General features: G+C 46.3%; 17 protein-coding genes and 1 riboswitch. Of the genes, 15 read left to right on the top strand and 2 right to left on the bottom strand.

Annotated elements, in window-relative coordinates:
- Window positions 1-65: 65 nt before the first annotated feature.
- Window positions 66-1,166, bottom strand: coding sequence for a glycine cleavage system aminomethyltransferase GcvT (gene gcvT / locus G9G54_RS15215; protein ID WP_165178697.1), 1,101 nt, complete (start codon window positions 1,164-1,166; stop codon window positions 66-68).
- Between the two features lie 177 nt (window positions 1,167-1,343).
- A riboswitch (glycine riboswitch) is annotated at window positions 1,344-1,535 on the bottom strand.
- 301 nt (window positions 1,536-1,836) lie between these two features.
- Here gcvT and gcvH point away from each other — a divergent pair.
- The 15 genes from gcvH to G9G54_RS15140 all read left to right on the top strand — a co-directional run bounded on the left by gcvH (window position 1,837) and on the right by G9G54_RS15140 (window position 22,718).
- Window positions 1,837-2,235, top strand: coding sequence for a glycine cleavage system protein GcvH (gene gcvH / locus G9G54_RS15210; RefSeq protein WP_165178696.1), 399 nt, complete (start codon window positions 1,837-1,839; stop codon window positions 2,233-2,235).
- Between the two features lie 378 nt (window positions 2,236-2,613).
- Complete coding sequence (locus G9G54_RS15205; protein ID WP_069290173.1) at window positions 2,614-4,092, top strand: PTS mannitol transporter subunit IICB; 1,479 nt, start codon at window positions 2,614-2,616, stop codon at window positions 4,090-4,092.
- A gap of 66 nt (window positions 4,093-4,158) precedes the next feature.
- A complete protein-coding gene (locus G9G54_RS15200; protein WP_165178695.1) occupies window positions 4,159-6,237 on the top strand; it encodes a BglG family transcription antiterminator in 2,079 nt (692 codons plus the stop codon).
- Window positions 6,234-6,668, top strand: a complete 435-nt coding sequence (locus G9G54_RS15195; protein ID WP_165178694.1) for a PTS sugar transporter subunit IIA — start codon at window positions 6,234-6,236, stop codon at window positions 6,666-6,668. The genes G9G54_RS15200 and G9G54_RS15195 overlap by 4 nt, the downstream gene beginning before the upstream one ends.
- The gene (locus G9G54_RS15190) at window positions 6,665-7,810 is read left to right on the top strand and encodes a mannitol-1-phosphate 5-dehydrogenase (protein WP_165178693.1); all 1,146 of its coding nucleotides are present in this window, start codon (window positions 6,665-6,667) and stop codon (window positions 7,808-7,810) included. The genes G9G54_RS15195 and G9G54_RS15190 overlap by 4 nt, the downstream gene beginning before the upstream one ends.
- 214 nt (window positions 7,811-8,024) lie before the next feature.
- Window positions 8,025-10,190: a DUF454 family protein gene (locus G9G54_RS15185; protein WP_165178692.1), complete on the top strand. Its 2,166-nt coding sequence runs from the start codon at window positions 8,025-8,027 to the stop codon at window positions 10,188-10,190.
- Entirely contained in the window at window positions 10,183-11,838 is a 1,656-nt protein-coding gene (locus tag G9G54_RS15180) for an amino acid ABC transporter ATP-binding/permease protein (RefSeq protein WP_165178691.1), read from the top strand. Before G9G54_RS15185 ends, G9G54_RS15180 begins: the two co-directional genes overlap by 8 nt.
- Window positions 11,839-12,093: 255 nt before the next feature.
- Window positions 12,094-14,628, top strand: a complete 2,535-nt coding sequence (gene pulA, locus G9G54_RS15175; protein ID WP_165178690.1) for a type I pullulanase — start codon at window positions 12,094-12,096, stop codon at window positions 14,626-14,628.
- A gap of 231 nt (window positions 14,629-14,859) precedes the next feature.
- Complete coding sequence (locus G9G54_RS15170; protein ID WP_165178689.1) at window positions 14,860-15,501, top strand: 50S ribosomal protein L25; 642 nt, start codon at window positions 14,860-14,862, stop codon at window positions 15,499-15,501.
- 284 nt (window positions 15,502-15,785) lie between these two features.
- Entirely contained in the window at window positions 15,786-17,282 is a 1,497-nt protein-coding gene (locus tag G9G54_RS15165; RefSeq protein WP_165178688.1) for a methyl-accepting chemotaxis protein, read from the top strand.
- 186 nt (window positions 17,283-17,468) lie between these two features.
- Window positions 17,469-17,717, top strand: coding sequence for a hypothetical protein (locus G9G54_RS15160; RefSeq protein WP_165178687.1), 249 nt, complete (start codon window positions 17,469-17,471; stop codon window positions 17,715-17,717).
- A 45-nt stretch (window positions 17,718-17,762) separates the two neighbouring features.
- Window positions 17,763-19,424: a sensor histidine kinase gene (locus G9G54_RS15155; protein ID WP_172828267.1), complete on the top strand. Its 1,662-nt coding sequence runs from the start codon at window positions 17,763-17,765 to the stop codon at window positions 19,422-19,424.
- Window positions 19,421-20,185 carry a LytR/AlgR family response regulator transcription factor gene (locus G9G54_RS15150; protein WP_165178686.1) on the top strand — a complete coding sequence of 255 codons (765 nt, stop codon included), beginning with the start codon at window positions 19,421-19,423 and terminating at the stop codon, window positions 20,183-20,185. Before G9G54_RS15155 ends, G9G54_RS15150 begins: the two co-directional genes overlap by 4 nt.
- Window positions 20,186-20,375: 190 nt before the next feature.
- A complete protein-coding gene (locus tag G9G54_RS15145; protein ID WP_165178685.1) occupies window positions 20,376-21,629 on the top strand; it encodes an L-lactate MFS transporter in 1,254 nt (417 codons plus the stop codon).
- A 177-nt stretch (window positions 21,630-21,806) separates the two neighbouring features.
- Window positions 21,807-22,718 carry a serine/threonine protein kinase gene (locus tag G9G54_RS15140; RefSeq protein ID WP_165178684.1) on the top strand — a complete coding sequence of 304 codons (912 nt, stop codon included), beginning with the start codon at window positions 21,807-21,809 and terminating at the stop codon, window positions 22,716-22,718.
- A gap of 43 nt (window positions 22,719-22,761) precedes the next feature.
- Here the strand turns inward: G9G54_RS15140 and G9G54_RS15135 are convergent, their stop codons facing one another.
- Window positions 22,762-24,849 carry a vWA domain-containing protein gene (locus G9G54_RS15135; RefSeq protein ID WP_238808099.1) on the bottom strand — a complete coding sequence of 696 codons (2,088 nt, stop codon included), beginning with the start codon at window positions 24,847-24,849 and terminating at the stop codon, window positions 22,762-22,764.
- Between the last annotated feature and the right edge of the window lie 627 nt (window positions 24,850-25,476).

The following is a 25,476-nucleotide window of genomic DNA, read 5'->3' as shown; positions in this document are numbered from 1 at the left end:
GAGATGGAAAACCCAGAAGTTCATATCTGACATGTTTGCTTTATTGAAATGAAGAGAGTTTAAGATCAGCGCGGGCGTTTATAAAAGGGGGCTGCCACCACCTCGGCACGCAGGCGTTTGCCACGAATCTCAACCTCCAGCGGTGTGGAGAGGGCGCTAAAACGACTGTCCACCAAGGCGAGGCCGAGATTACGCTTCAAGGTGGGCGACTGAGTCCCCGTTGTGACCTCACCGATGCGTTGTCCTTCTGCGAATACCGGGTAATGGGCGCGAGGGATACCGCGATCCATCATTTCCAGCCCGATCAATTTGCGAGGAATCCCTTGTTCTTTCTGACGTTGCAGTGCTTCTCTACCGATAAAATCTCCTTTATTCAGCTTGACGAAGAAACCTAGACCGGCTTCGAGCGGTGAAATCGTGGCAGATAACTCCTGTCCGTACAGCGGCAACCGTGCCTCAAAGCGTAATGTATCCCGAGCACCAAGTCCAGCGGGAATCAGCCCATACGACTCACCGGAACGAAGCAAACCCTCCCATATGGCTGGTGCTTCCGCGGCAGGTACGTAAAATTCAAAACCGTCTTCACCCGTATATCCGGTTCGTGAGACGAGTGCTTTTGCTCCGAACAATGGCACATTCTCATGGAAGCGAAAAGATGCCAGATTCGTAATGTCCGTATCTGCCACGGCTGCGGCAATACGTGCTGCTTCCGGTCCTTGCAACGCCAGCAATGCTATCGCATCAGACACATTCTCCATGTGAACGGATGCAGGCATATGGCGAATTAGCCAATCCCAATCCTTATCGATGTTAGAGGCGTTCACAACGAGCATGTAGCGCTCCGGTCCTTTGCAGTAAACAAGCAGGTCGTCTACTACCCCTCCATCGGGGTAACACAGGAGTGAATATTGTGCCTGACCTGGTTCCAACTGGCTGACATCATTCGTGGTCACCCTTTGCAGAAAAGCTTCGGCCTCTTTGCCTTCAACCAAAAATTCGCCCATATGCGATACATCGAATAAACCCGCACGTTGCCGGACGGCCTCATGCTCCTTTTGAATGCCGCTAAACTGAACGGGGAGCTCCCAGCCGCCAAAGTCAATACAACGAACCCCAGACTGCGTCCCGTAGGACGAATATAGCGGTGTTTTTCGCAAATTAGTCATTTTTCCACTCCTATCCGGTGTGATCGGCTAAACAAAAAAGACAGGCCGAAAAAAACGTATAGACGGCAGTCTACACTCTTTTTTTCAGCTCTGTCCTTGATACCAGAAAGTTACCCCGGTATGTACCGGGTTTCCCCTTGGGTGATCCGCTCCAATAGCGAATGCTCTCCAGAGATGCGTCCGGCAGAGGTCCTTTTGCCTGAGAGATTCACCTACAATGCAGGCTTACTCCTTCGGCGCTACCTTCGGGATCAACAGTATATTACCTGGCTTTGCAGATAACAACTTGATCCGATTCGCGTGCACTTATGTCTCATAAGCGGCAACAGCTATGCGAATCTTTTTGGCAGTCTCTCCCTCCGCGTTCATCCGCGTTTGCAGTTGTCGGGGTGTTTCCCAAAGCATTTGCTATAACCCATTAATACGCAAATTCATTCAAAATGTCAATAAAAATGTCATCAAAAACAATAGAAAAAACATTTAATATATAAATAAGGATATGTAAGCGTTTGTTATAAGTTATCATATTTTTATATAGTACGCCATATGAGGTCATATGAAGTATTTTTGTTAGTATTATTGACATGAGTGTTCCTGTTGTCATAATCTTAACCTGTCTAATACAGGTGAGCAAAAGCGATTTTATTCATATGGAAGCGAGGGGAACAAAATGGGTGAAGTGAAGCAGCAACTTTGGTATACAGACGAACATGAGTGGGTTCAGCGCACAGAGAATGGAACGTTGCGGATTGGTATTACAGACTTTGCACAGCATCAACTGGGTGATATTGTTTTTGTAGAATTACCTGAGGCGGGAGTAACGATTGAGCAGGGAGCGGAGATCGGTACGATTGAATCGGTGAAGACGGTATCCGACCTTTTTGCTCCGGTGACGGGAACCGTATTAAAAGTGAATGAAGCGCTGGAAAGTACGCCTGAGCTAGTGAATGAATCTCCCTATGAAAAAGGTTGGATGATCGAAGTAGAGATGGGTAAAGATGTGGAGGAAGCATTGGGCAAGCTACTGTCTGCGGATCAATACGAGCAGTTGATTTCCGATGAGCAGTAATGGAGCAATGTAGTATGGAATAAGAGTGTTATTTGTCTGCTCGATTTTTGTATACAACAGTCGCTATGATTTGACATAGCGACTATTTTTTTGTCTTTTTGCAGACGTAATTACGTGTTTTATTCTGATGTAGAGGGTTGTCCCTATAGTAAGAATCATACATAATCCAGTACGGTTTTTCGACTAATTTCTAAAGCTACAGGTCATATTAAGAAGAATTATGCAGGTATAATACCTTCTCGGATAAATTAAATTTAAATGTTGTCATCAACGTTCATGACGAAAGTACGTTTTCATTTCGTTGATGAAGATAGCGCTGTCATTTAGTATGAATTTTAAGAAAAGGTAGTGATGCTTACCTACAAGGAGGATTTGAATATGAGTACATTGGACGCAAAGCCAAGTTCAAAAGGAGGCACTCGTGTCGCCGTACAGCGTTTTGGCCGTTTTCTTAGCGGTATGGTTATGCCCAATATGGGAGCCTTTATCGCGTGGGGATTGATTACGGCACTCTTTATTCCGACCGGGTGGTTCCCGAACGAAGGTTTTGCACAACTGGTTGATCCGATGAAAAATTATTTGCTGCCGCTGCTGATTGGTTACACGGGAGGCACGATGATTCACGGACAACGTGGAGGTGTGATTGGTGCCATTATGACGATGGGTGTCATAGTGGGAGCCGATATCCCGATGTTCCTGGGCGCGATGGTCGCTGGTCCGCTGGCTGCGTGGATATTGAAGAAGTTCGACAAGGCCATTGAAGGCAAAGTCAGATCAGGCTTTGAAATGCTGGTCAATAATTTTTCGGCCGGGATTATCGGTGCCATTCTAGCACTGCTTGCCCATGTGGCGATCGGCCCGGTTGTACAAATGATCAGTCAAGTATTGTCGGCAGGGGTACAGTTCCTCGTGAACGCAGGGCTACTGCCGCTTGTCAACCTCATTATTGAGCCCGGAAAAGTATTATTTTTAAACAACGCGCTGAATCACGGAGTATTAAGTCCGATTGCGTTGGAGGAAGCTGCAAGAACAGGGAAATCCGTACTGTTCATGCTGGAATCCAACCCTGGGCCGGGGCTCGGTATTTTGCTGGCCTACTGCCTGTTCGGTAAAGGCTCTGCGAAGTCGTCGGCTCCTGGCGCAGTCATCATTCATTTTTTCGGCGGGATTCATGAAATTTATTTCCCTTATATTTTGATGAAGCCGATTTTGATTCTTGCTGCTATAGCTGGGGGCGTTGTGGGAACCTTCTGTTTCATGTTGACAGGTGCCGGACTGGTTGCTGCTCCTTCGCCGGGCAGCATCATCGCCTATTTTCTAATGACGCCAAAAGGCGGATATTTGCCAATGCTAAGCGGGGTGATCGCTGCTGCGGTCGTATCTTTTGCTGTTGCCGCAGTGTTACTCAAGACTGGTAAGCAACAAGAAGAGGGGCTGGAGGAAGCTGCATCCCGCCTGAAAGATATGAAAAATCAAAGCAAGAGTGCAAGTGCTAACGCCACTGTAATGGAAGATAACCACGAATCTGATCGTGCTGCAGAAATTGCTGCAGATCGAACGCTCAAGGATAAATCCGAAGTGAACAAAATCGTCTTTTCCTGTGATGCAGGTATGGGTTCAAGCGCTATGGGTGCCTCGATTTTACGCAAAAAAATGAAGCAGGCGGGTGTGGGCGTAACAGTTACGAATACGGCAATCAGTGAAATTCCACAGGATGCGGATATTGTCATTACGCAAAAAACGTTGACAGATCGGGCTAAAACAGTAGCTCCGAAAGCTGAGCACATTTCCATTGACAATTTTCTGAAGAGTCCTGAATACGAAGCGCTGGTTGAACGTCTGAAATCCGATTCTTAATCCCCATCGTATGCAATGTACGTCTCCTGCTGGAGGGATGAGCTTGGGAAGGAACGGTATGCGCTTATGAATATTACGAAACGACAACGTGACATCGTGGAATATCTTCTGGAGCAGTCCAAAGAGGTTACAGCCGGGGAAATTGCCACGAAGATCAATGTCAGCACAAGGACGGTTCATCGGGAACTGGGTGCAGTCGAGCATTGGCTGGCAGCTCATGAGGTGAAGCTGGAGAAAAAGTCAGGGATCGGTATCTGTATAGATGCTGATCCAGCTCAGCTTGTATGCCTGCGAAAACAATTGCTGCATACGAAGTCAGACGAATATTCGGCTGAGGAGAGAAAGATCGTGGTACTCTGCATGCTGCTGGATACACGGGAGCCGATCAAGCTGTTGGCGCTGGCTTCAGATCTGAAAGTCACGGTAACTACGGTCAGTCATGATCTAGACGAATTGCAAGACTGGATTGGGAAACGTGGACTCATGCTTGTGCGCAGACGGGGGTACGGGGTCGAGATTACAGGGCGGGAGACAGATAAAAGACGGGCGATTTCCGAGCTGGCTCTCGAATATTTGGATGAATCCGATCTGTTTTCAGCCCGGGAAGAACTTCGTCCTGTAACCCGTGTTGCCGACAAGTTGCTGGAGATGATTGGCAGAGATAACCTGCTAATCGTGGAAAAGGCCCTCTGGCAGCCCCATGAAAAATGGTTGGAAAACATGGTGGAAAGCAAATACATGGAGCTGCTGATTCAAATTTGCGTTTCGCTGGTACGTCTGCGACTCGGGTATGTTATAGATCCTCTTCTCTCGTATTTAAAAACAGATTCAGATGAAAATATCATGCTTCGCACAGCTATGGTGGAACGCATATGCACGGAGTTGTCAGAGGCGCTGGATATTGAATTTCCAGAGCCGGAACGATCTTATCTCAGGCTGCTATTTCGTGATGCCGAAGATCACTCTACCCGACTACTGCCGTTGGATGATCTCGTACTGTTAGAGTCGGTTCATGAGTTGATTCGTCGTGTGGAGGAAGAGACAGGCACGCCATTGAAAGAGGACCGTGTTCTGCGTGAAGGACTGATTGCCCATATGGCTCCGGTATTCAAACGTTTGAAGGAAGGCAGGTCGATTCGTAACCCTCTCCTTCAGCAAATCCGCAAGGATTACAGCAGCTTATTTGACTCAGTGAAAAAGGCTGCGGCGAGCATGACAGAAATGAAAGTGCCTGATGAAGAGATCGGATTTCTCGTCATGCATTTCGGCGCTTCGCTGGAGCGGCTGCGACAATTGCGTCGGGAGGTGCGGGCCATTGTAGTCTGCACGAGCGGCATTGGATCATCCAGACTTCTGGCAACAAGGCTCGCCAAAGAGCTCCCACAGATCAAAATTGTGGATAGGGCTTCATGGTACGAGGCGGCGCGGATTCCCAAGGAGGATTATGATCTGATCATTTCGACAGTAGAGCTACCGCTTGAACCAGATCGGTATCTTAAGATCAGTCCGCTGCTAACGCAGGAGGAGAGTGACCGTCTGCGTCATTTCATCCAGCATATTACACTCCATCATCTCAATGATCATCAGCAGGACCAGGCCGTTCAGCCTGGTCAGGATATGGAGTGGCTTACCGGTCTGCGGAAAAGTCTCGAGGAAATTGTACACATTGTACAGCAATTTCAAGTATATCCGCTGGAAAATCAAGGGATGGATATGGCGGCGACCGTAGAGGCGATATGCATGCTGGAGGCGGGGCGGGGGAATGTTACAGAGCCTTCTGTGGTTGCTGCACAACTCATGGAAAGAGAGCGCCAAGGTAGTCAGGTGATCTCTGATACCTCCATTGCTTTAGTTCATACGCGCAGCCACTATATTCCCAAGCCTTCGCTTACCTTGTATAAGCTGGCAGAGCCGCTGTTGGCGGATACAGGTGAACAGGTAGAATGCGTGCTGCTCATGTTGGGGCCTCGTGAGCTGCCGAGAGAAAGCTTGGAGGTATTGAGCGAGATTAGTGCATTACTTTTGCATGAAGACATGGTTACGCTACTGGAACACGGTAGCAGGGATCATATTGTCAATTATATATCGAGTGAGCTGGCTGAATTTTTCCACAGTAAATTAGGGACAGGGAGGAACCTACCGTGAGTATTATGACGATAGACAAAGTAAAAATGAACGCAACCGCCAAAGACAAATATGAGGCGATTCGTATGGCTGGACAAATCCTGCTGGATGCGGGACATATTTCAAGTGAGTACATTGACAAGATGCTGGAACGCGAGGAGATCGTGTCTACCTACATCGGGAATGGGCTGGCTATTCCACATGGCACCAAGGAATCCAAGACGCTTATTCAATCCACAGGCATCTCCATCGTTCAGTTCCCGCAAGGCGTAGATTTTGGGGAAGAGAAAGCATATATGGTGATCGGCATTGCAGCACAAGGCGGCGATCATATGGAGATTTTGACGAGTATCGCTGTGGTGTGTGCGGAGGAAGAAAATATGGATAAACTTCGCAACGCGGTGACCCCAAAGGAAATTATAGATCTGTTCGAAAGTGAGCTGGAGCTATGAGAGCCGTCCACTTTGGAGCAGGAAATATCGGTCGCGGCTTTATCGGATTAATTCTGTCACGTGCAGGCTATGAGGTTGTCTTTTCAGATGTCAACGACACCCTTGTATCCGAGTTACGCCGTCGTAAACAATATACCGTAGAGTTAGCCAATGATACAAAGGATACGGAGCTGGTCACGAATGTAACGGCGATTGACGGGAAGGATGCAGCGGCTGTAGCCGATGTGGTAGACCACGCTGATCTGGTAACGACCGCAGTAGGGGTTAGCATCCTCAGGCATATTGCAGCAGGTATTGCCGAGGGAATAGCGCGGCGGGTGGAGCGAGGGGCAGGCCCGCTGCATGTGATTGCCTGTGAAAATGCAATCGGAGGCAGCGCCCAACTGAAAGAGCATGTTTTTGCGCTATTGGATGAGGCGACCCGCGCCAAGGCTGAGGTTTCGGTGTATTTCCCCAATGCTGCTGTAGACCGGATTGTGCCGATCCAACACCACGAGGACCCGTTATATGTGCAGGTAGAGCCTTTTTACGAGTGGGTGGTGGATCGTTCACAAATGGCACCTGAGCATGAAGAAATCGAAGGCATCCTGTACGTGCAGGATCTAGAGCCTTACATTGAACGAAAGCTGTTCACGGTGAATACGGGGCATTGCGTGGCAGCCTATCTTGGTTATACCGCAGGTTATGCTACCATCCAGGAGGCCATGAAGGATAGCAAGGTGGTGGATTCGATACAAGGGTCACTGGAGGAGACAGGAGCAGTGCTTGTGAAGCGCTTCGGTTTGGATCAAGGGGAGCATAAGAAGTACATCTCTAAAATTTTGGATCGCTTCCGCAATCCTAATCTGACAGACGATGTTACTCGGGTCGGACGTTCACCGTTGCGCAAGCTGTCTCCCAATGATCGTCTTGTACGTCCCGCGCTCCAAGCGCAGGAGTATGGCATCCCTACGGATCATCTGGCGTTAGGAATGGCTGCTGCCTGTAAATTTGATATTACGGAAGACCCCGAGGCAGTCGAGCTTCAGCAGGTGATCCGCAGTGAAGGACTGGGTGCGGCGCTGACGCGTTATACTTCCATAACCGCAGACCACCCGTTACATCGGCAGGTATTGGAGCAATATGATATTATGAATTCATAAAACAACGAATTACCAACATCTACTTTCGATAATCCTCTTGAAGACAAAGCATCCACATCAACACTAACGTGTTCTGTAGAGATGTGCTTCAAGAGGATTTTTATATGCGTGATTTACATCACATAACAACCTGCTTAAATTGTTTATATAGATAATGATTATCATTATCTATAAAATGAAATCATTACTATTATAACTATTAGGGAGGATTATAGTGAAACCGATCTATATTACCTTAGGGTTTTTATTTTTGGCGCTTGGAGTTATTGGTGTAGTATTACCGTTGCTACCGACTACACCGTTTCTACTGCTAGCGACCTTTTTCTTTATGCGGGGATCCGAAAGGATTCACCAGTGGTTTTCGAATACCTCTCTATACCAAAAGCATCTAGAGAGTTTTGTCCAAACAAGGTCGTTGAAGCTGTCTACGAAAATCACGACATTGGGCTTAGCGTCAGCGATGCTGATTACAGGCTTTATTTTCACGCCTAATGTGTGGGGGAAAGCGCTCATCGTCTTGGTCATCCTTTTTAAATATTATTACTTTATATTCCGCATCGGAACAATAAGAAATGCTGCAGCAGAAATAACGCCTTCATGTTCATCTGAACCTATACCTACACCTACTCCAAAAAAAAGGTCTAAAATGGTCGACAGCCGTCTACTCGGTCTAGTGGAACATTCTCGGAAATATATCGTCTTGGGTGTGCTTGTGCAGTGGATCGGTCTTTTGGGGAGTATAGCCGCTGTGTTGTCTATGGCCTTTGTAATACAGCAGGCATGGGAAGGACAAGTGACTCGCAAGCTGATTCTATCTATGACGGTCATTGTTATTGCTGCTATTGCAGTTCGCTGCCTGAGCAATTATGCAGCCAGTATGTTATCTTATCGTGCTTCGGTAAATGCTAAAAAAACGCTTCGCTCGCAAATTTACGGCAAGTTGCTGAAGATGGGACCCGCATATACAGATCATACCTCCACCTCGGGGGTTATTCAGGTTGCTGTAGAAGGGGTAGAGCAGCTTGAAACCTATTTCGGTAGATATATGCCTCAGCTATTTTACAGTCTGCTTGCCCCCGTAACGTTGTTCATCACCCTCTCTTTTGTCAGCTTCAAAGCAGCCATTATACTATTGATCTGCGTTCCCTTAATTCCAGTGTCGATCATTGTCATTATGAGGATGGCTAAAAAGATTTTTGGGAAATATTGGGGCAGTTACGTCAATCTGGGCCACAGCTTTTTGGAGAATGTACAAGGTCTGACTACGCTCAAAATGTACGGAACAGACCAGGATAAACATCAGGAAATGAACACAGCAGCTGAGGACTTTCGCAAAATGACGATGAAAGTGCTGACTATGCAGCTTAACTCCGTGGCCATTATGGATCTTATCGCATTTGGTGGTGCTGCTGCGGGTGTACTGGTCGCGATAAGTGAATATTCTTCAGGTCATATTGGCTTGGCAGGAGCAATCATCATTGTTTTGCTGTCGGCAGAATTTTTCATTCCTCTGCGTTTATTGGGTTCTTACTTCCATATCGCCATGAACGGAATGGCAGCAAGCGACAAAATATTTCAAATGTTGAGTACAGAGGATCTTATACAAGGACAAGAAAGCATAGAAAACACAGCTATTCGACTGGAGCAGATGAGTTTTGCCTACGACGAAAGAGATACCTTACGAAATATATCCATGGATATTCCCCAGGGCAGCTTGGTTTCAATTGTTGGGGAATCAGGCTCTGGTAAAAGTACGGTAGCCGGATTGATCGTTGGGCATCACGAGGGGTATCGAGGAAGTCTGACGATTGGAGGAACCGAGCTTACCGATATTTCGGAAGAAAGCCGCATGCGTCACATGACCTGGATCGGTTTTAACAGCTATATTTTTAAAGGCACAGTGGAAGCAAATTTAAAAATGGGCAATGAGCACGCGGATGAACAACAAATGCTGGAAGCTTTGCGACAAGTGAAGCTGTATGATTTTATCCTTTCAGAAGGAGGACTGGAAGCAGAACTGGAGGAGCAGGGGGCAAATCTGTCAGGAGGACAGCGCCAACGGCTAGCACTGGCCAGAGCATTGCTGCATGATAGTCGTGTGTACATTTTCGACGAGGCCACCTCTAACATTGACAGTGAGAGTGAGGAAGGCATTATGGAGGTCATACATGCGCTGGCAGGTCAAAAAACAGTGATTCTTATCTCTCATAGACTGGAAAATGTAGTTCAATCCGACTGTATCTATGTGCTGCAAAACGGATTGGTGGCAGAATCCGGAACGCATCATGAACTGTTGAGCCAGCAAGGGCACTATGCGGATATGTATCTCAGTCAACACCGGGTAGAGCAGTTTGCAAAAGGAGGTGCTGTATATGCGTAGACACGGATTACGGATCATGGGCCAATTATTGGTATTGGCGGGACCTCTTTTACCTGTACTGCTCATCACGATTGTGACAGGAGTGCTTGGTTTTATTTGTGCTATTGGCATTATAGTGTATGGAGCCCTTGCTCTGCTTACAGCAACGGGCATCACGACAGGCTACACCATGTTGTTTTTGCTGACGTCGATCGTGGTTTGTGCCGTACTGCGCGGCGTATTCCGTTATGGCGAGCAAATGAGTGGTCATTATCTCGCTTTCAAGCTACTGGCTGTACTGCGTGACAAGGTGCTTCAAGCCCTCCGCAGACTCGCTCCAGCCAAATTAGAAGGCAAGGACAAGGGGAATCTGATATCACTCATTACGAGTGATATTGAGCTGCTGGAAGTATTTTATGCGCATACGATAGCGCCTGTAATGATCGGCATCATCACTTCACTGCTCATGGTATTTTTTATCGGTTCTTATGAGCCTCTATTAGGCTGGCTCGCTGCGCTTGCTTACCTAACTGTCGGTTTATTTATTCCCTTACTCACGTCACGTATGGGCAAACGTCAGGGGATGGAATACCGAAGCAGCTTTGGCAAGCTGAGCAGTTACTTTTTAGACAGCTTACGGGGTATGAAGGAAATTGTGCAATATGGACAAGGAGAACAACGTTTGAATGAGATTAACCGTCGTACGGATCAATTGGATGCCAAGCAGAAGGACTTGAAGCATCATGAAGGCATCACAAGAGCGATCACAGATGCGGCTGTAGTTGGATTCTCATTCTTGATGCTGCTGGCTGGATTGTACGGTATGTCTAATGGTCGGGTTGAATTTACAGGTATGCTAATTTCTGTAATTACACTGTTTAGTTCATTTGGTCCGGTCGTCGCACTGAGCAACTTGTCCAACAATTTGCTTCAAACGCTGGCGAGCGGGGAACGAGTGTTGAGTCTATTGGAGGAAACCCCGGAGGTTGAGGAAAATATCGAAGGGATGAGTGTTGCCTTTACTGGGGCACGAGTAGACAAGGTGACTTTTGCATACGATGGTCAAACGGTGCTGAATGATGTAAGTCTCACGATACCGCATAAGCGGATTTTAGGCATTCAGGGTAAAAGCGGCTCTGGCAAGTCTACACTGCTAAAGTTGCTGATGCGATTTAGGGACCCGCAGCAAGGTGAAATTTTGCTATCCGGACACGATTTGAAGGAAATTGGGACCCGACATTTGAGAGGCTTACAGAGCTATGTAGATCAGCATACGTTCCTGTTTGATGATTCAATTGCAGCTAATATCAAAATCGGAAAGCCTGATGCTACACATGAGCAGGTGGTGGAAGCAGCACGTAAGGCATCCGTGCACGATTTTATTATGACCTTGCCTCGAGGGTATCACAGCCGAGTTGGAGAATTGGGGGACAGGCTGTCCGGTGGAGAACGCCAACGCTTGGGGCTGGCCAGAGCCTTTGTCCATAATGCTCCTCTCTTACTGCTCGACGAGCCTACTAGCAATTTGGACAGCCTGAACGAGGCAATTATTTTAAAATCGTTAAAGGAACAGCAGCAAGATAAAACGATTGTCCTTGTTTCGCACCGAAGTTCTACCATGCGGATTGCAGACGATATTTTTGAAATGGATAACCGTAGATTGTCCTGACTTTTCTAACTATTGTTATACCTTAAGGGCAAAAGCTGTAGCCTGTTCATAGTTTTGTCATAAAATGGAGTGTGCGTTGAAATGGAAGCGTCATCCTTATTTAAATCATCCAGCTTTTCAAACTTGTCTTATTTTGATAGCCTATTAGGTGAAGATTTTACAAAATCCTGAGGTATATTGACAAGTCATAAACATCATAAATGATGGATGAACAGAGGCTGTAAGCCGATGTACAGAAATGGGTGGTGAACAGGAATGTCAGATTTCAATCAGCTCAATGAGCTTGAGCACACAACATATCCCATATATGAAGGCTATGATTTGGGTCTTACTTATACGCCTGCGGGCAGCAAGTTCAAGGTATGGGCACCGACTGCGCAGCAGGTCCATATAGCGTTGTATAACGATGCGGGGGTGTACGATCAGGAGGGGAACGTTCAGGAGCACAGCGGTGGTCAGGAATTTCTCATGAGCCGTGGTGATCGAGGTGTATGGTCTATAGAGCTGGAAGGGGACTGGAACAAATATTATTACATGTACAGGCTGGAGTGGGCGGACAACACCATTCATTATGCTGCCGATCCATATGCCACAGGGGTATCAGCCAACGGGCAGCGTACAGCGATCATTGATTTGGCTCAAACCAACCCGGACGGATGGGAAGTGGATGCGGGGCCTACCCTTAAGCGGCCGACAGATGCCATTCTCTATGAGCTTCATGTGCGTGATTTTTCGATGGATACCCATTTTAATACGGGGAAAAAAGACTTATCTGCTGCTCAGGGACGGTTTGAGGCCTTTACGTATACGGGATTGAAGGATACTGAGGGGAACAGCATCGGGCTGGATCATCTGCTGGAGCTGGGCATTACACATGTTCATTTGCTTCCAGTGGCTGATTTTCATACGGTGAATGACTTTGCAGAATTAGAAACTGAATATAACTGGGGCTATGATCCGCAACATTATAATGTGCCGGAGGGGTCTTATTCTTCCAATCCGGCAGATCCGGAGACACGCATACGAGAGCTGAAACTGCTGGTACAGTCTTTGCATACTGTCGGCATCGGTGTCATTATGGACGTCGTGTACAACCATACTTATTCGGTGGAACAGGGGCCATTTGAGCCTATTGTACCTGGATATTATTACCGCACGGATGAGCAAGGGCAGCTCACCAATGGATCAGGTGTAGGGAATGAGGTGGCAACCGAACGTCCGATGGTGCGCAAGTATATCAAGGATTCACTACGCTATTGGGCAGAGGAATATCATATAGACGGCTTTCGATTTGATCTCATGGGGCTGATTGATACACCGACCGTAGAGCAGCTTACCCAGGAGCTTCGCTCTGAAGTGCGTCCCGATCTGTTGATCTATGGTGAGCCTTGGACGGGAGGAGAATCTCCGCAACCCTTGCTTACGCTAAAAGGAACGCAACGCGACAAAGGCTTTGCCGTTTTTAACGACAACTACCGTTCTGCTATTAAGGGAGATAGCGACGGTACTGGGAGCGGGTTTGCCACGGGGGCAGAACATCAGGAGGAACAGGTGCTCAAAGGTGCTTTTGGGGCTATTTATGATTTCACAGCTCAGCCATCGGAGACCGTCAATTATGTAACTGCCCACGATAATCTCAATCTGTGGGATAAAATTTTGACAGTAAGACATTTGCGGGAGCACTGTCGTTTTCCACAATGGGAGCAGGGGAAGCCACAGGATGGGAGGACACCTGAACAAGCTGTTGCCGAAGCAGACCCGTATTGGGAACTGGATGAAGATAACTTGCTAGAGAACGAAACCGTACGCAAGTCCCTGTTGGCTAACGGTATGGTACTCACATCCCAAGGCATTCCTTTTATTCATGCAGGGGATGAACTGCTGCGCTCCAAATATGGAGACCATAATAGCTACCGAAGCCCAGATGTGGTGAATGCCATCCATTGGGATAACAAGGCGAGGTTTCGCCCAGTGTTTGATTACTACCAAGGTTTAATTGCACTGCGGCGCAACCACCCGGCATTCCGAATGGACCATCGTGAGCTGGTGGAGCAGCATATGGAAGTGCTGCAAAGCAGTGGGCATGTGGTGGCTTTTACTTTGAGGCACCATGCTAACGGCGATGCCTGGAATCATATTGTGGTGATTTATAACGGCTCGGATACAGAGCAAACGATATTATTGCCTGCGGAATCGGATCGTTGGCATGTGGTCGTGGACGCACACGGGGCTGGTAATGAGACACGGTATGAAGTGGTAGGCCATCGTGTGACTGTATCGCGCTGGTCGATGATGGTGTTATATGATCAGGAAGAACCTGCACGAGTCTCCTTTTTTACTGAACAAGATCAGGTTAATCGTCAGGCGGAGAACGAATTGGAAGACTCGGATGAGGGAACAGATCAAGAAATTGCAGGTACAGCTATGACGTTGACAGATGTGCAGCTTGGAAACGATAGGGAAGTCGCTCCATTTCGCACGATTGAACTGATCTACGAGCGTGCAGATCGGCAATACACTGGCTGGAATGTATGGGTATGGGGAACTGGGCACTGCGACGGACATGTCGAATTTCGTGATTTGGATGACGGTCGTGCTATAGCGCGTATTCAGGTGGCTCCTGATATACAGCGAATTGGCTACATTGTCCGGCTTAATCACTGGGATGCCAAGGATGTTGAGGCAGATCGATATATTGATATAGACCTGAACCAGTCTGTGATGCAGGTATTGATTCATAGTGGCAGAGAAGAATATTTGCTACTGGTAAATGATAATCGGGCCGGATAGACTTGTATGCTTGGTCGCTATATATACGAAAGTAGCATTTTTCGATTATTTCGAGAAATGCTATTTTTTTATGTAAACGTGTGTCAGTTTCAGAAAAAAGGGGTAAAATAGAATTATGGACTTGTTTAGTTTTGCCAGCTTGCTGGCTTATATCCTGTAGTACGACTGGTAAACAGGCAAGATTCTTGGAGGAAAATCATTTGTAAGGTAACCTGAAGGAGGTTGTATATCATGAGTTCTAATGGAGGAAGTATTCAACTGACCGCCCAGCCGAGAACAGAGAAGAAGGGTTCGGCTATTCGTGAATTGAGGTTAAAAGGACGGATTCCAGCTGTGGTTTACGGCTCTGAGCTTGAAGGAACCCCTGTACATGTCGATGCCAAGGAATTTAATAAAGTAGTCAGAACCGGACGTTCAGAGGTGTTCAACCTCACTGTAGAGGGTGGAGAAACCATTCCGGTTATTATTAAAGATTATCAACAGCGTGACAACCAATGGCTGCATGCCGATTTTTTGAAAATTGCCAAAAACAAACCGCTTCGCGTGCGTGTTTCTATTGATTATCAGGGTACACCTGTAGGTACAAAAACAGGCGGTATTCTGCAAGTTCAGGAAACGGAAGTTGAAGTCGAAGGCCTTCCTGCTGATTTACCATCTACCATTGAGGTGGATGTATCCGCACTGGATGTTGGCGACAAGCTGAGCGCTAGCGACTTGAAGCTCCCTAAAGGAGTAACACTGCATGTCCCTGAAGAAGAACTGCTTGCTTCTATTATCGTTCCGCGTGCAGTTGAAGTAGAAAATGCTGCTGTGGAAGGTGATGCAGCGGCAACTGAAGGCACTGAAGAGGCTTCCGAAAACAAGGAATCCTAATGTTTTCAGTTGGTTTATGAATCTTTTTCAATTGCAGAAGATCATCAAAAAGGTATTCAAAATCGCTCCCTACTAGGGGGCGATTTCTTGCATTCATTTATTAACACTTACATACTCTTTCTCTTTAAAAAGTTGTCCTGTTGTGATTTGGTGTTTAAAAGGGAATGTGGTGTTTGTACGATTTTCATTCAATACGCGTTCTGATATGACGATATATATAGTATGGTATTTACATTTTTATTTTATAAATACCTAATATATATCTAAGGAGCGCATACACAATCATGGACAGAACGAATGAATTGTTGTGGCAAAGAAACAAATTGGTGATCATTATTTTTTGGATTATGACCTTGAGCAGCACCATCCCGGCATTATCTAATCCATCGGTGTGGGTGTCTAGTGGTGTAGGATTTGTAGTCGCCGCAGTTTTGACGATTCTGAATATGAAAAAGAAAGGAATCCGCCTTATTCCTTGGATTATTACGTTATATAGCGTATTAATATGTATATTTGTGAACTTATCTAGCGTGGAGGCAGTGACTACGATCTTTATTTGCTCATTGTTGTTGCTCTACCCATCTTACCGATACTTTTTGATAACAATGGTCTTAAATCTGTGTAATATTTTTATACAAATTACCATCGGTACGCCAGCAACTCCCCCGGCTACCGGTCCTTTGCGTTATATACACGAGTTTATTATTGTTTTACTGATTGGTTTGCTATTGTTAGTGGTATCGGTGTTAAATCAAAAGCAGTTTAAGAAAACGGAAGAGCAAAATAAAGATATGGATGCCACAAGGCAACGTATTGAATTTTTGTTTGAACAAGTTGGACAAGCTGTAACTGGATTGCATAGCTTCACAGAACGATTCAGGCATCAAGTGGATGCTACCGGCAGCGTGACGAATGAAGTCGCCATCGGGTTTCAGGAGGTTGCCAAAGGGGTAGAAATGCAAGCTTCGAATATCACTGAGGTAACGGATAACTTGGCTCAGTCTGACCAGCACGTGCGCGAGGTTGCCGATCATTCCCGAGAATTGAAGCAGCTCTCCGAAGATACGAAAAGTGCCGGGAGCAGAGGGAGCAATCAACTGCTTGCATTAACGTCTCAAATTAAGGATTTGGGTCTGGTTATGAGTCGTACCAAAGAAGAATTGGACGAGTTTAAAACACAAAGTGATAATATGTCTGCCATGCTCAAAGATATTACTCAAATCTCGAAACAAACCAATTTGCTGTCCTTGAATGCATCCATTGAGGCTGCCAGAGCGGGAGAGCATGGAAAAGGATTTGCCATCGTGGCTGGCGAAGTGCGTAATTTGGCTGAAATGGTAGGGAATACCTCGGTGGCAATGGAAGGTATTTTGACCCAACTGAGAACTCAGATGGATTCTGTCGTAAGCCAATTTGACATGGGGCAGCAAAGACTACAGCAGAGTATGGAATCGGCCCATTCGACCGAAATTGTACTGGAGGATATCCTGCAAAATGCCAATAAAGTGCTGCTGCAGGCCGTGGAGGTGGAAGCCAGTACGAATAGTATGCGGCAATTCTCATCTCAGGTCGTTCAAGAGATGGAGGAGTTTTCAAGCGTTACAGAACAAGCGAGTGCAGCGTCAGAGCAAATTTTGGCTGGAGTAGAGGAGCAACGAAATATAACCTCCAATATGGTGACCGGGTTTAATGAGCTGGAGACGTTGATTATCCAGTTAAAAGAACTGGTACATGATCAGAAGGAGGACAACAATCCTACCGAAATCAGCAAAAGCAAATAACTGAAATGCTTCATTATCGGACTAGAGATCCGGGGATTATCGCTATCAAGCGGTACTCTCCGGTTTTTTACTGCGTTTGAAGAAGGGAAATGAAGAGGGGATTTCTAGAAGCTATAATTAGATGGAAGTTGATGGTATAATTTGTGGCAGTTTAAATGCTTTGTAATTAAGGGGGAATAAATTCTTATGGAGCTTAAATATTTGTTGATCGGCGTGTTGAGCCTATTGGGTAGCGGAGTGATTTATACGATGGAGCGCTTTATATCGGTCATTCAATGGGCTACGAATTCCGTACCTGTTAAATTAAATAGTTCGGGCATCTCTATGTCAGAACCTGATATGCCGAGTTTTGTTGACAATATATTTGTTATTATTTTATTCGTATGTGGCTTGATGATACTTGGGTATGGTGTGTATGAACGACGTACACGATAACACAACCTATGTAGGCATATCCGTTTTTATTTGGGAGGAACGCAGGTGAACGCCTTGTTGGAAATGCTGATGCAGCTATTTGAGCGCGCAGCGTTGTTACTAATTTGTTTATTTTTTATTACACGTATCCCACGATTTAAGGAAACCTTGCAAAAGAACAGTCATTCCCCGGCAGAGCTAACCTTACTAACGTTGATTTTTTGCATGTTTGCACTGTTCGGTACGTACACCGGGATTGAAGTCGAAGGTTCGCTGGTTAACGTTCGAATCATTGCAATTATGGCGGGCGGTATTTTGTTTGGACCATGGGTTGGGATCGTTACAGGTATTGTATCAGGGATCCATCGTTATCTAATTGATATCGGGGGAGTGACCTCGATTCCGTGTCTGATTACAAGTATTCTGGCAGGTGTGGTGTCAGGATATATCGGTCGCCGGGTTAATCGTTCCAAGAGATGGCTAGTCGGTATCGCCGCAGGTATGGTCTGTGAAGCGTTGACGATGCTGCTCATTCTGGTGATGGCACAACCCCATGGCCTTGGTGTGGACATCGTTTCCAAGATCGGTCTACCCATGATTATCGGAGAAGTCAGTATCGGTTTAATCGTTCTGTTAATCCAGAGTGTGGAGGGGGAAAAGGAGAATATCGCGGCCAGACAGGCCAAGCTGGCACTGGATATTGCCAATAAGACGTTGCCTTATTTTCGCTCCATTAATGCGGAATCCTTGCATACCATTTGTTCGATCATAAAAGAAGATATCAAGGCAGACGCGGTAGCGATTACCGATACCAGAGATGTGCTGGCCTATGTCGGTTTTGGCGAAGAGCGTTATCACATCGGAGATGAGATTATTAGCGATGTGACTAAATCGACGATCCGCAGCGGTAAAATCACGATTCGCAACCATATTGCAGACGATAAGACACCGCAAATCCAGTCTCTGCTCATTATCCCGTTAGAGGAGCGGGGAGAAGTAACTGGAACCTTGAAGATTTATTATCGCAAAGCTTATAAAATCACGTATCCGTTGCAAACGATGGCGATTGGCTTGTCTCAAATCATTTCCACGTTAATGGAAGTGTCGCGTGTGGAGCAAATTAAGGAAGCCGCGAATAAAGCCGAGCTAAAGGCGCTCCAAACGAAAATTAATCCCCATTTTCTGTTTAACGCGCTGAACGCCATTGCCTCTACGACACGCACCAAGCCGGATAAGGCACGAGAGCTGATCATTAATTTATCGGGCTATCTGCGCTATAATTTGGAGCTGAATGATGATTTGATCGAAATTCATAAAGAGCTTCAGCAGGTGTCTGATTATGTGGAAATTGAGAAAGCACGCTTCGGCAACCGGCTTCAGGTAGAGTATGTAATGGATGAGGTGTCTGTGCGTATTCCAAGTCTTATTATCCAGCCCCTGGTTGAGAATGCGATTAATCATGGAATCCTCAAGAAAAAGGGGTCAGGTACAGTAACTATTTCTGTAAAGGATCGTGGAGAAAAGGTGCGTATTTCTGTGGCAGATACCGGGGTAGGTATACGCGATGATGTTGTGGATAACCTGTATCATGATCGGGTTCCGGCTAAACAGATCGGCTTGTACAATGTGCACAGACGGCTCAAGCTTATGTACGGCGAAGGAGTTATTATTCTAAAGCATGAGCCGGGCACCGAAGTTTATTTTGACATACCAAAGGAGAAGTCATGAAGGCCATAATTGTAGAAGACGAGCTTCCGGCACGTGAAGAGCTGGAGTATCTTATTCAGACTCATAGCAACATTGAGGTGACTGATAGTTTCGAGGATGGGCTAGATGTGTTTCGGTTTCTGCAAGATCAGGAGACGGACGCGATCTTTCTGGACATTAACATTCCTTCATTGGACGGGATGCTACTGGCACAGAACATTAGCAAATTTGCCAAAAAGCCCTACATTATTTTTACGACCGCCTATAAAGAACATGCGGCGCAGGCTTTTGAACTGGAGGCGTTCGACTACATCCTCAAACCATATGATGAAAAAAGGATCGCATCTATGCTGCGTAAGCTGGAAAATGCTTATGAGCAGCAGAACGTTCCAATACAGGAGCCTGTTCAGACGGCGCAACCCCGAGCTGCCGAAGCCAGCACCGTTGCTGCGCCAGGTCGTATTAATCTGCTGAAAAATGACAAAATCATCGTAACGGATGCAAACGATATTTACTATGCGTGTGCGCAGGAAAAGGTGACCCATGTCTTTACAAGGCACGAAGAATATACGATGCCGATGAGCATTTCGGAATTTCATGCCCGGCTGCCGCAGCAGGACTTTTTCCGCTGTCACCGATCGTACACGGTGAATTTGTCGCAGATCCGTGAAATTGTACCTTGGTTTAATCATACGTATCTCTTGCGTTTGCGTAGACTAGAAGCTGAAATTCCGGTAAGCCGTAGCAAGGCCAAGGAATTTCGGCAAATTATGCGACTTTAAAGGCATTTCATTCCGCTATATGTGCATTTCATTCCTCAAACGATTTCTGGCTAATATGCAGGGTTATAATAATCCATGTAGAGAGAATCCTTACAGACTTGCTCCTCCACAGGCGCAAAGCGTACTGGATTCCCGGTTATGATGATCACAAATTGACGCTGTAGAGCCGGAATGAAAAGAGGAGATTGAAATGAAAACAAACAGCGGAAATCGTTGGCTTGTCGTACTTGGAACAATAATTGTCCAGATGGGATTAGGAACCATTTACACATGGAGTTTATTTAATCAACCGTTGGTGGACCGCTTTGGCTGGAACCTCAGTTCGGTTGCCATTACATTTTCAATTACCAGTTTTGCACTGGCGTTTGCTACGTTATTCGCAGGCAAACTACAGGATAAATGGGGACTACGTCGTCTGATTTTGTGTGCAGGTGTCGTGTTAGGAGCCGGTCTCATGCTCAGTTCGCAGGTAACATCGCTGTCCCTGCTATATATTTTGGCGGGTATTGTCGTAGGTTTTGCGGATGGAACGGCATATATTACATCACTGTCGAATCTGATTAAATGGTTTCCTGAGAAAAAAGGACTTATTTCCGGTATTTCGGTCGGGGCATATGGAACAGGCAGTCTTATATTCAAGTATATTAATGGTTCTTTGATTCAGTCCGTTGGCGTATCACAAGCGTTTTTATATTGGGGAATGATCGTGCTGATTATGATTGTGGGTGGTTCTTTCCTGGTAAGAGAAGCTGTAGTCCTGAACAAGCCTTCGGTACAAAATGGGGTTGTACAGCGGGACTACACCGTCAAAGAAATGCTGCGCACCAAGCAGGCATATCTGTTGTTCGTAATGTTCTTTACTGCTTGTATGAGTGGTCTCTACCTGATTGGAGTCGTCAAAGATATCGGCGTACGGATGGCCGGCCTAGATGTAGCAACAGCTGCTAATGCGGTCGCTATGGTCGCAATTTTCAACACGGCGGGCCGGATCATACTGGGTGCGCTATCGGATAAAGTAGGTCGTCTGAAAGTAGTAGCGGGTGCGTTGCTGACAACGGCGGTCGCAGTCACAGTGCTGAGTCTGGTACCGCTGAATTTTGGTTTATTCTTTGCCTGTGTAGCAGGAATTGCTTTTTGCTTCGGCGGCAACATTACAGTCTTTCCTGCCATTGTAGCTGATTTCTTCGGTCTGAAAAATCAAAGCAAAAACTATGGTGTTGTGTATCAAGGCTTTGGCCTCGGTGCGCTGGCGGGGTCATTTATCGCAGCCTTGCTCGGCGGATTCATCCCGACCTTTACCACGATTGCTGTGCTGTGTGTCGTATCATTCCTAATTGCCCTCACCATTCGCACTCCAGAACAAGGCAAAGGCAAACTGCGCAGTGAACGGAAGAAAAATACGAACAGTGTGCGCAGCATGAAGCCTGGAACGAAACTGGGTTAAACGATTTGAGAAAAAAGAACCAGATGAATGCCAAAAGACCTGTCATCATTTCTCTAAGGGAGATTATGGCAGGTTATTTGTTTTTCCAATAATCTATTTTACGGTATAATAAAAAGATGTGTAATAAGCCGATATATACAAAAGACATAAGCTAAGAACCTGACAGGAGGACGAGTCATGATCGTGGATACAAGCGGGAATCTGCTTGCCCGCAATACGAAGCTGCGAAATACATATCAAATTCGAAGCGCCTTGTCCCGCAGTGAGCTGGCCATCGTGTATACGGCAAGGCTGTTGGATAACCGAGAAAAGGTCATTGTGAAGGAATTTTTTCCGAATGCCCTGGCTTTGCGAGGGATGGATCGAAAAACGGTCACTTGCGGTGCTTCTATGCAATCCAAATACGTGGAGTTTATGCATTATTTTTTGCGTGAAGGGCAAATGTTGAAGGAGTTAAGTCATCCGGGAATTGTCGGTTATATAGATCACTTTGAGGAAAATGGAACTGCCTATCTGGTCATGGAATACTGTGCAGGCAAGACATTGGATCGAATGATGAAAGAAGAAGCTGTGCCAACATCTGATCCCACTTTTTTGTACCACACGGTGCTACCTTTAATTGATGCCATGGAGTACATTCACGACAAAGGAATTATTCACCGGGATATTAAGCCGGGCAACATTATGATTGGGGAAAATGGCAACATCAAGCTGATTGATTTTGGTTCGGCTGTGCATTTTGAAGGCAAAGAGCATCCGATCTTTACCACGGCGGGCTATTCTCCGCTGGAATTTTACTCTAATCGTTCGCAGCAGGGGCCTGTGTCGGATATCTATAGTTTGGCCGCCACGCTGTATTATTGCCGAAAAGGAGCACCTCCGCCAGATGTGCCAGGCCGATTGTTTGCAGATCATTCCGAGCGGATTCAGATTGAAAATGCGGGACTTTCTCTGCTGCCGTATGTCATTCGGCGTGGTCTGGAGGTACAGGCTAACAAGCGTTGCCGCTCACTTCGATGGTTTAAAGCCGCACTACGTGCGGAATATTGGATAAAAAAAGGGAAGCGCCCTACTCTTACGGTTCGTTAATCGTAAGAGACGGTGCTTCTCTTTTTTTACGTTGTGACGGACATTATCCTGTCGGAGCTTGGATATGGTCGGTGTACACTGAAGTATTCGGTTTAATCGCTTTGTATCGCAGCTCGATTTCAGTGACACCATCCTCGAATGTAATGTACAATTTGTCACTGTACTCCATGACCGCTTTTTTGTTGCGGGCTAATCTGACCTTTCCATGCTGTAAGGCACAGCGTGTATCATGTTTCACGATTAGGCTCCCTTTTTTACCTGCAGAAAATAGGATCCGTTCCGCTTCTGGCAACGGTTCGTGAACGTCAAGCGTACGGAACAATTCCTGCAAGCTGACCTTACGGCCCGGAAAGGAGGTGAGCGGCCAAGATTTTACCGGAATCTCCTGTCCACTTGCTGTAGCGAGAAAATATCCTTCAATTCTTCCGGCAAACTGCGGCTTCGGCCGCAAGAACCAATACAGAAGAGCGGCTACTACGACACTGATGGCTACCGTCCATTTAATGGCTGTATACCGGGATTGTACAGAAACGGTTAGTGTAGCGCTGCTGGATGCTCCTTCCGGATCGGTAGCGGTAATCTTCAGCTGTGAGTCACCTGTGTGGAGCTCGGATAGCAGCAGATCATTACCGTTAATCTCAGCATGGATCGTATCCCCAGAGGCTTCTGAATCCAGCTTATAGTTCAGCTTGTCATGATTCGGGTCAACAATAAAATCTGATAAACTTCGACGGGAATCACCGTCTTCCTTTACCAGGTGAATCGTCAGGTCTTTTAAGACCTGTGGTGCTGCATTGGCCGCGTGAACCTTATGTACAGTTCCCTTACGGTACCATTGCGGACTATCCAGAGATAGCTGCCATGTATAATCCCCGGTTTGAGGGAACGCATATTCGGTATGAAAGGCTCCTGACTTATAGGTCATAGGCACCTTTTTGGCTGTGCCCCCCTTGGGAGTAACTACAATATGGGCTTGGAGAGACGTATATACGGCTTCATCTGTAAGCTTTTGATTGTTCGGCAACAGAAGCTGAGCTTGAAACGGTGTCGCTTGACCTTTCAGCAACTGCACAGGCTTGTCGCCATCAGTTGCCGTTGCTTGCTTTCCTCCCATGGTAGCCTCGGCTTCCAGTCGATAGCTGCCAAGTAAATTGATTTTCACCAAATCTCCGCGTATGCCCCGTAGCTTCAACTTCACTTTACCTGCCTGTGGATGCTCGATTTTTAAAATCGCATATCGGCTCGACTTGTACCTGCGGACATTTTCTGAATTGGAATATAGCTGTGTTTCCAGAAGGGGATGCTCCGACAAAAGCACCAAATTGGCTTCCTCCATACTAGAGTCCGGTAGAGTTACAGTTAATTCTTGCATCTCGCCAGTAGTCGTAATTGCAGCAATTGGGACGAGCTTGGAACGAATTTGACTGGCGAAAATACGGTTCAGAATTTCCGGCAGATCCTCGGCACTACTCGTAATAAAAGAAGCTCCACCCGTTTGAGAAGCGATCCGTTCGAGTTCTTGTCGGTTCACTGTGCCATCATGGTTCAGACCAATTGTGTACACCGGATATCCCTTGGTCTGTGCAGATTTGATGACAGAGGACACATCGTTATTGGAGTCACCTTTGGATCGGGAACCAGAGGAGGCACCAAAATCAGTCTCTCCATCAGACAACAGAATCATAAAAGGCTGACGCCCTTGGGATGCTCCTGCCGCTAGCAGCTCTGAGCCTTTGCGCAGCCCAAGTCCCAAATCCGTATAACCGGAACGGTTTAGCGTTCTGATTTCCTGTTGGATCTGGGATTTTTGCGCTGCCACGGCAATCGAAGTCAGTGGTTTCGAGGCGACCACATGGTGATTGTAGGCAACGAATCCGACGCGCGTACGGTCTGCATCACTCAAATCCATAAACATATTGATGACTTCGGCGGCAATGCCTTCAGGATCGGTATCCCTCATGGAATAACTGGTATCCAGTACAAAAACGGCATCGTAACCCTCGATCGGGACAGCACCTAAAGATGCTGCATTAGCCTGATTTACAGTGCAAATGACCCCGTTTAGGCTCATTTGTAAAAATAGTACAAAAGTCATGAAAACGATAATCCCTAGTTTCCTTATTCTGAACATAAGCTCCTCCATCGCCGAGGCCAACGTGGGGGGATCAGCTCTCCTAATCCTTGGGATATAAGGGATAAAGGATCAAAATAGCTGATAACCCTCACATTAGCCATGAATTTGATTCTTTTACGCTTATCAGAAATATCCAATGGACTTCTATCGGTAATTGAGTTCCATTTGTGAATATTTCCCTGAAGAAACAGGTCTAACATATCATAAAAATTACGTATTCACGCATAAAATGAGTCAAAATGCCCTGTTTCAATCTGAGACTACAGAAATTGACAAAACTGAAGGGTGCTTTGTATGATAGCTCTCGTATCAACGGCAAAAATTGGGATTGAAGTTAGGAATACGAAATCATAAATTTAAAATTTCTGTGTTATCTGACTTTTGATTTTGGAAATACATCTCACTTGCATGCTTTGCCGTTAAAAGCCGAATAACGCTTCGGACCGATTTTCGAGGTTACATGCCTGTACCTTAAATGTGGTATAAGCTCAATCCTTTGACGAATTTAAATGTTAAGTAGGGGGGAGGAGGCAAAAGAACTAAAAATGAGTTTCGTCCGTTTCAAATTGGACATCCCATGTCCGTATATGGAGCAATGGACCTATAACTCATACTTTGTTCATT

The organism is Paenibacillus sp. EKM212P, from assembly GCF_011066115.1.
GTDB classification, from domain to species: domain Bacteria; phylum Bacillota; class Bacilli; order Paenibacillales; family Paenibacillaceae; genus Paenibacillus; species Paenibacillus polymyxa_B.
The sequence above is the reverse complement of the archived record's forward strand: the minus strand, read 5'-3'. Positions and strand labels throughout refer to the sequence as shown.

Coding starts and splice junctions, on each gene's coding strand:
- gcvT (WP_165178697.1), bottom strand. CDS start 1,166: ATGACTAATTTGCGAAAAACACCGCTATATTCGTCCTACGGGACGCAG.
- gcvH (WP_165178696.1), top strand. CDS start 1,837: ATGGGTGAAGTGAAGCAGCAACTTTGGTATACAGACGAACATGAGTGG.
- G9G54_RS15205 (WP_069290173.1), top strand. CDS start 2,614: ATGAGTACATTGGACGCAAAGCCAAGTTCAAAAGGAGGCACTCGTGTC.
- G9G54_RS15200 (WP_165178695.1), top strand. CDS start 4,159: ATGAATATTACGAAACGACAACGTGACATCGTGGAATATCTTCTGGAG.
- G9G54_RS15190 (WP_165178693.1), top strand. CDS start 6,665: ATGAGAGCCGTCCACTTTGGAGCAGGAAATATCGGTCGCGGCTTTATC.
- G9G54_RS15180 (WP_165178691.1), top strand. CDS start 10,183: ATGCGTAGACACGGATTACGGATCATGGGCCAATTATTGGTATTGGCG.
- pulA (WP_165178690.1), top strand. CDS start 12,094: ATGTCAGATTTCAATCAGCTCAATGAGCTTGAGCACACAACATATCCC.
- G9G54_RS15170 (WP_165178689.1), top strand. CDS start 14,860: ATGAGTTCTAATGGAGGAAGTATTCAACTGACCGCCCAGCCGAGAACA.
- G9G54_RS15165 (WP_165178688.1), top strand. CDS start 15,786: ATGGACAGAACGAATGAATTGTTGTGGCAAAGAAACAAATTGGTGATC.
- G9G54_RS15160 (WP_165178687.1), top strand. CDS start 17,469: ATGGAGCTTAAATATTTGTTGATCGGCGTGTTGAGCCTATTGGGTAGC.
- G9G54_RS15150 (WP_165178686.1), top strand. CDS start 19,421: ATGAAGGCCATAATTGTAGAAGACGAGCTTCCGGCACGTGAAGAGCTG.
- G9G54_RS15145 (WP_165178685.1), top strand. CDS start 20,376: ATGAAAACAAACAGCGGAAATCGTTGGCTTGTCGTACTTGGAACAATA.
- G9G54_RS15140 (WP_165178684.1), top strand. CDS start 21,807: ATGATCGTGGATACAAGCGGGAATCTGCTTGCCCGCAATACGAAGCTG.
- G9G54_RS15135 (WP_238808099.1), bottom strand. CDS start 24,849: ATGTTCAGAATAAGGAAACTAGGGATTATCGTTTTCATGACTTTTGTA.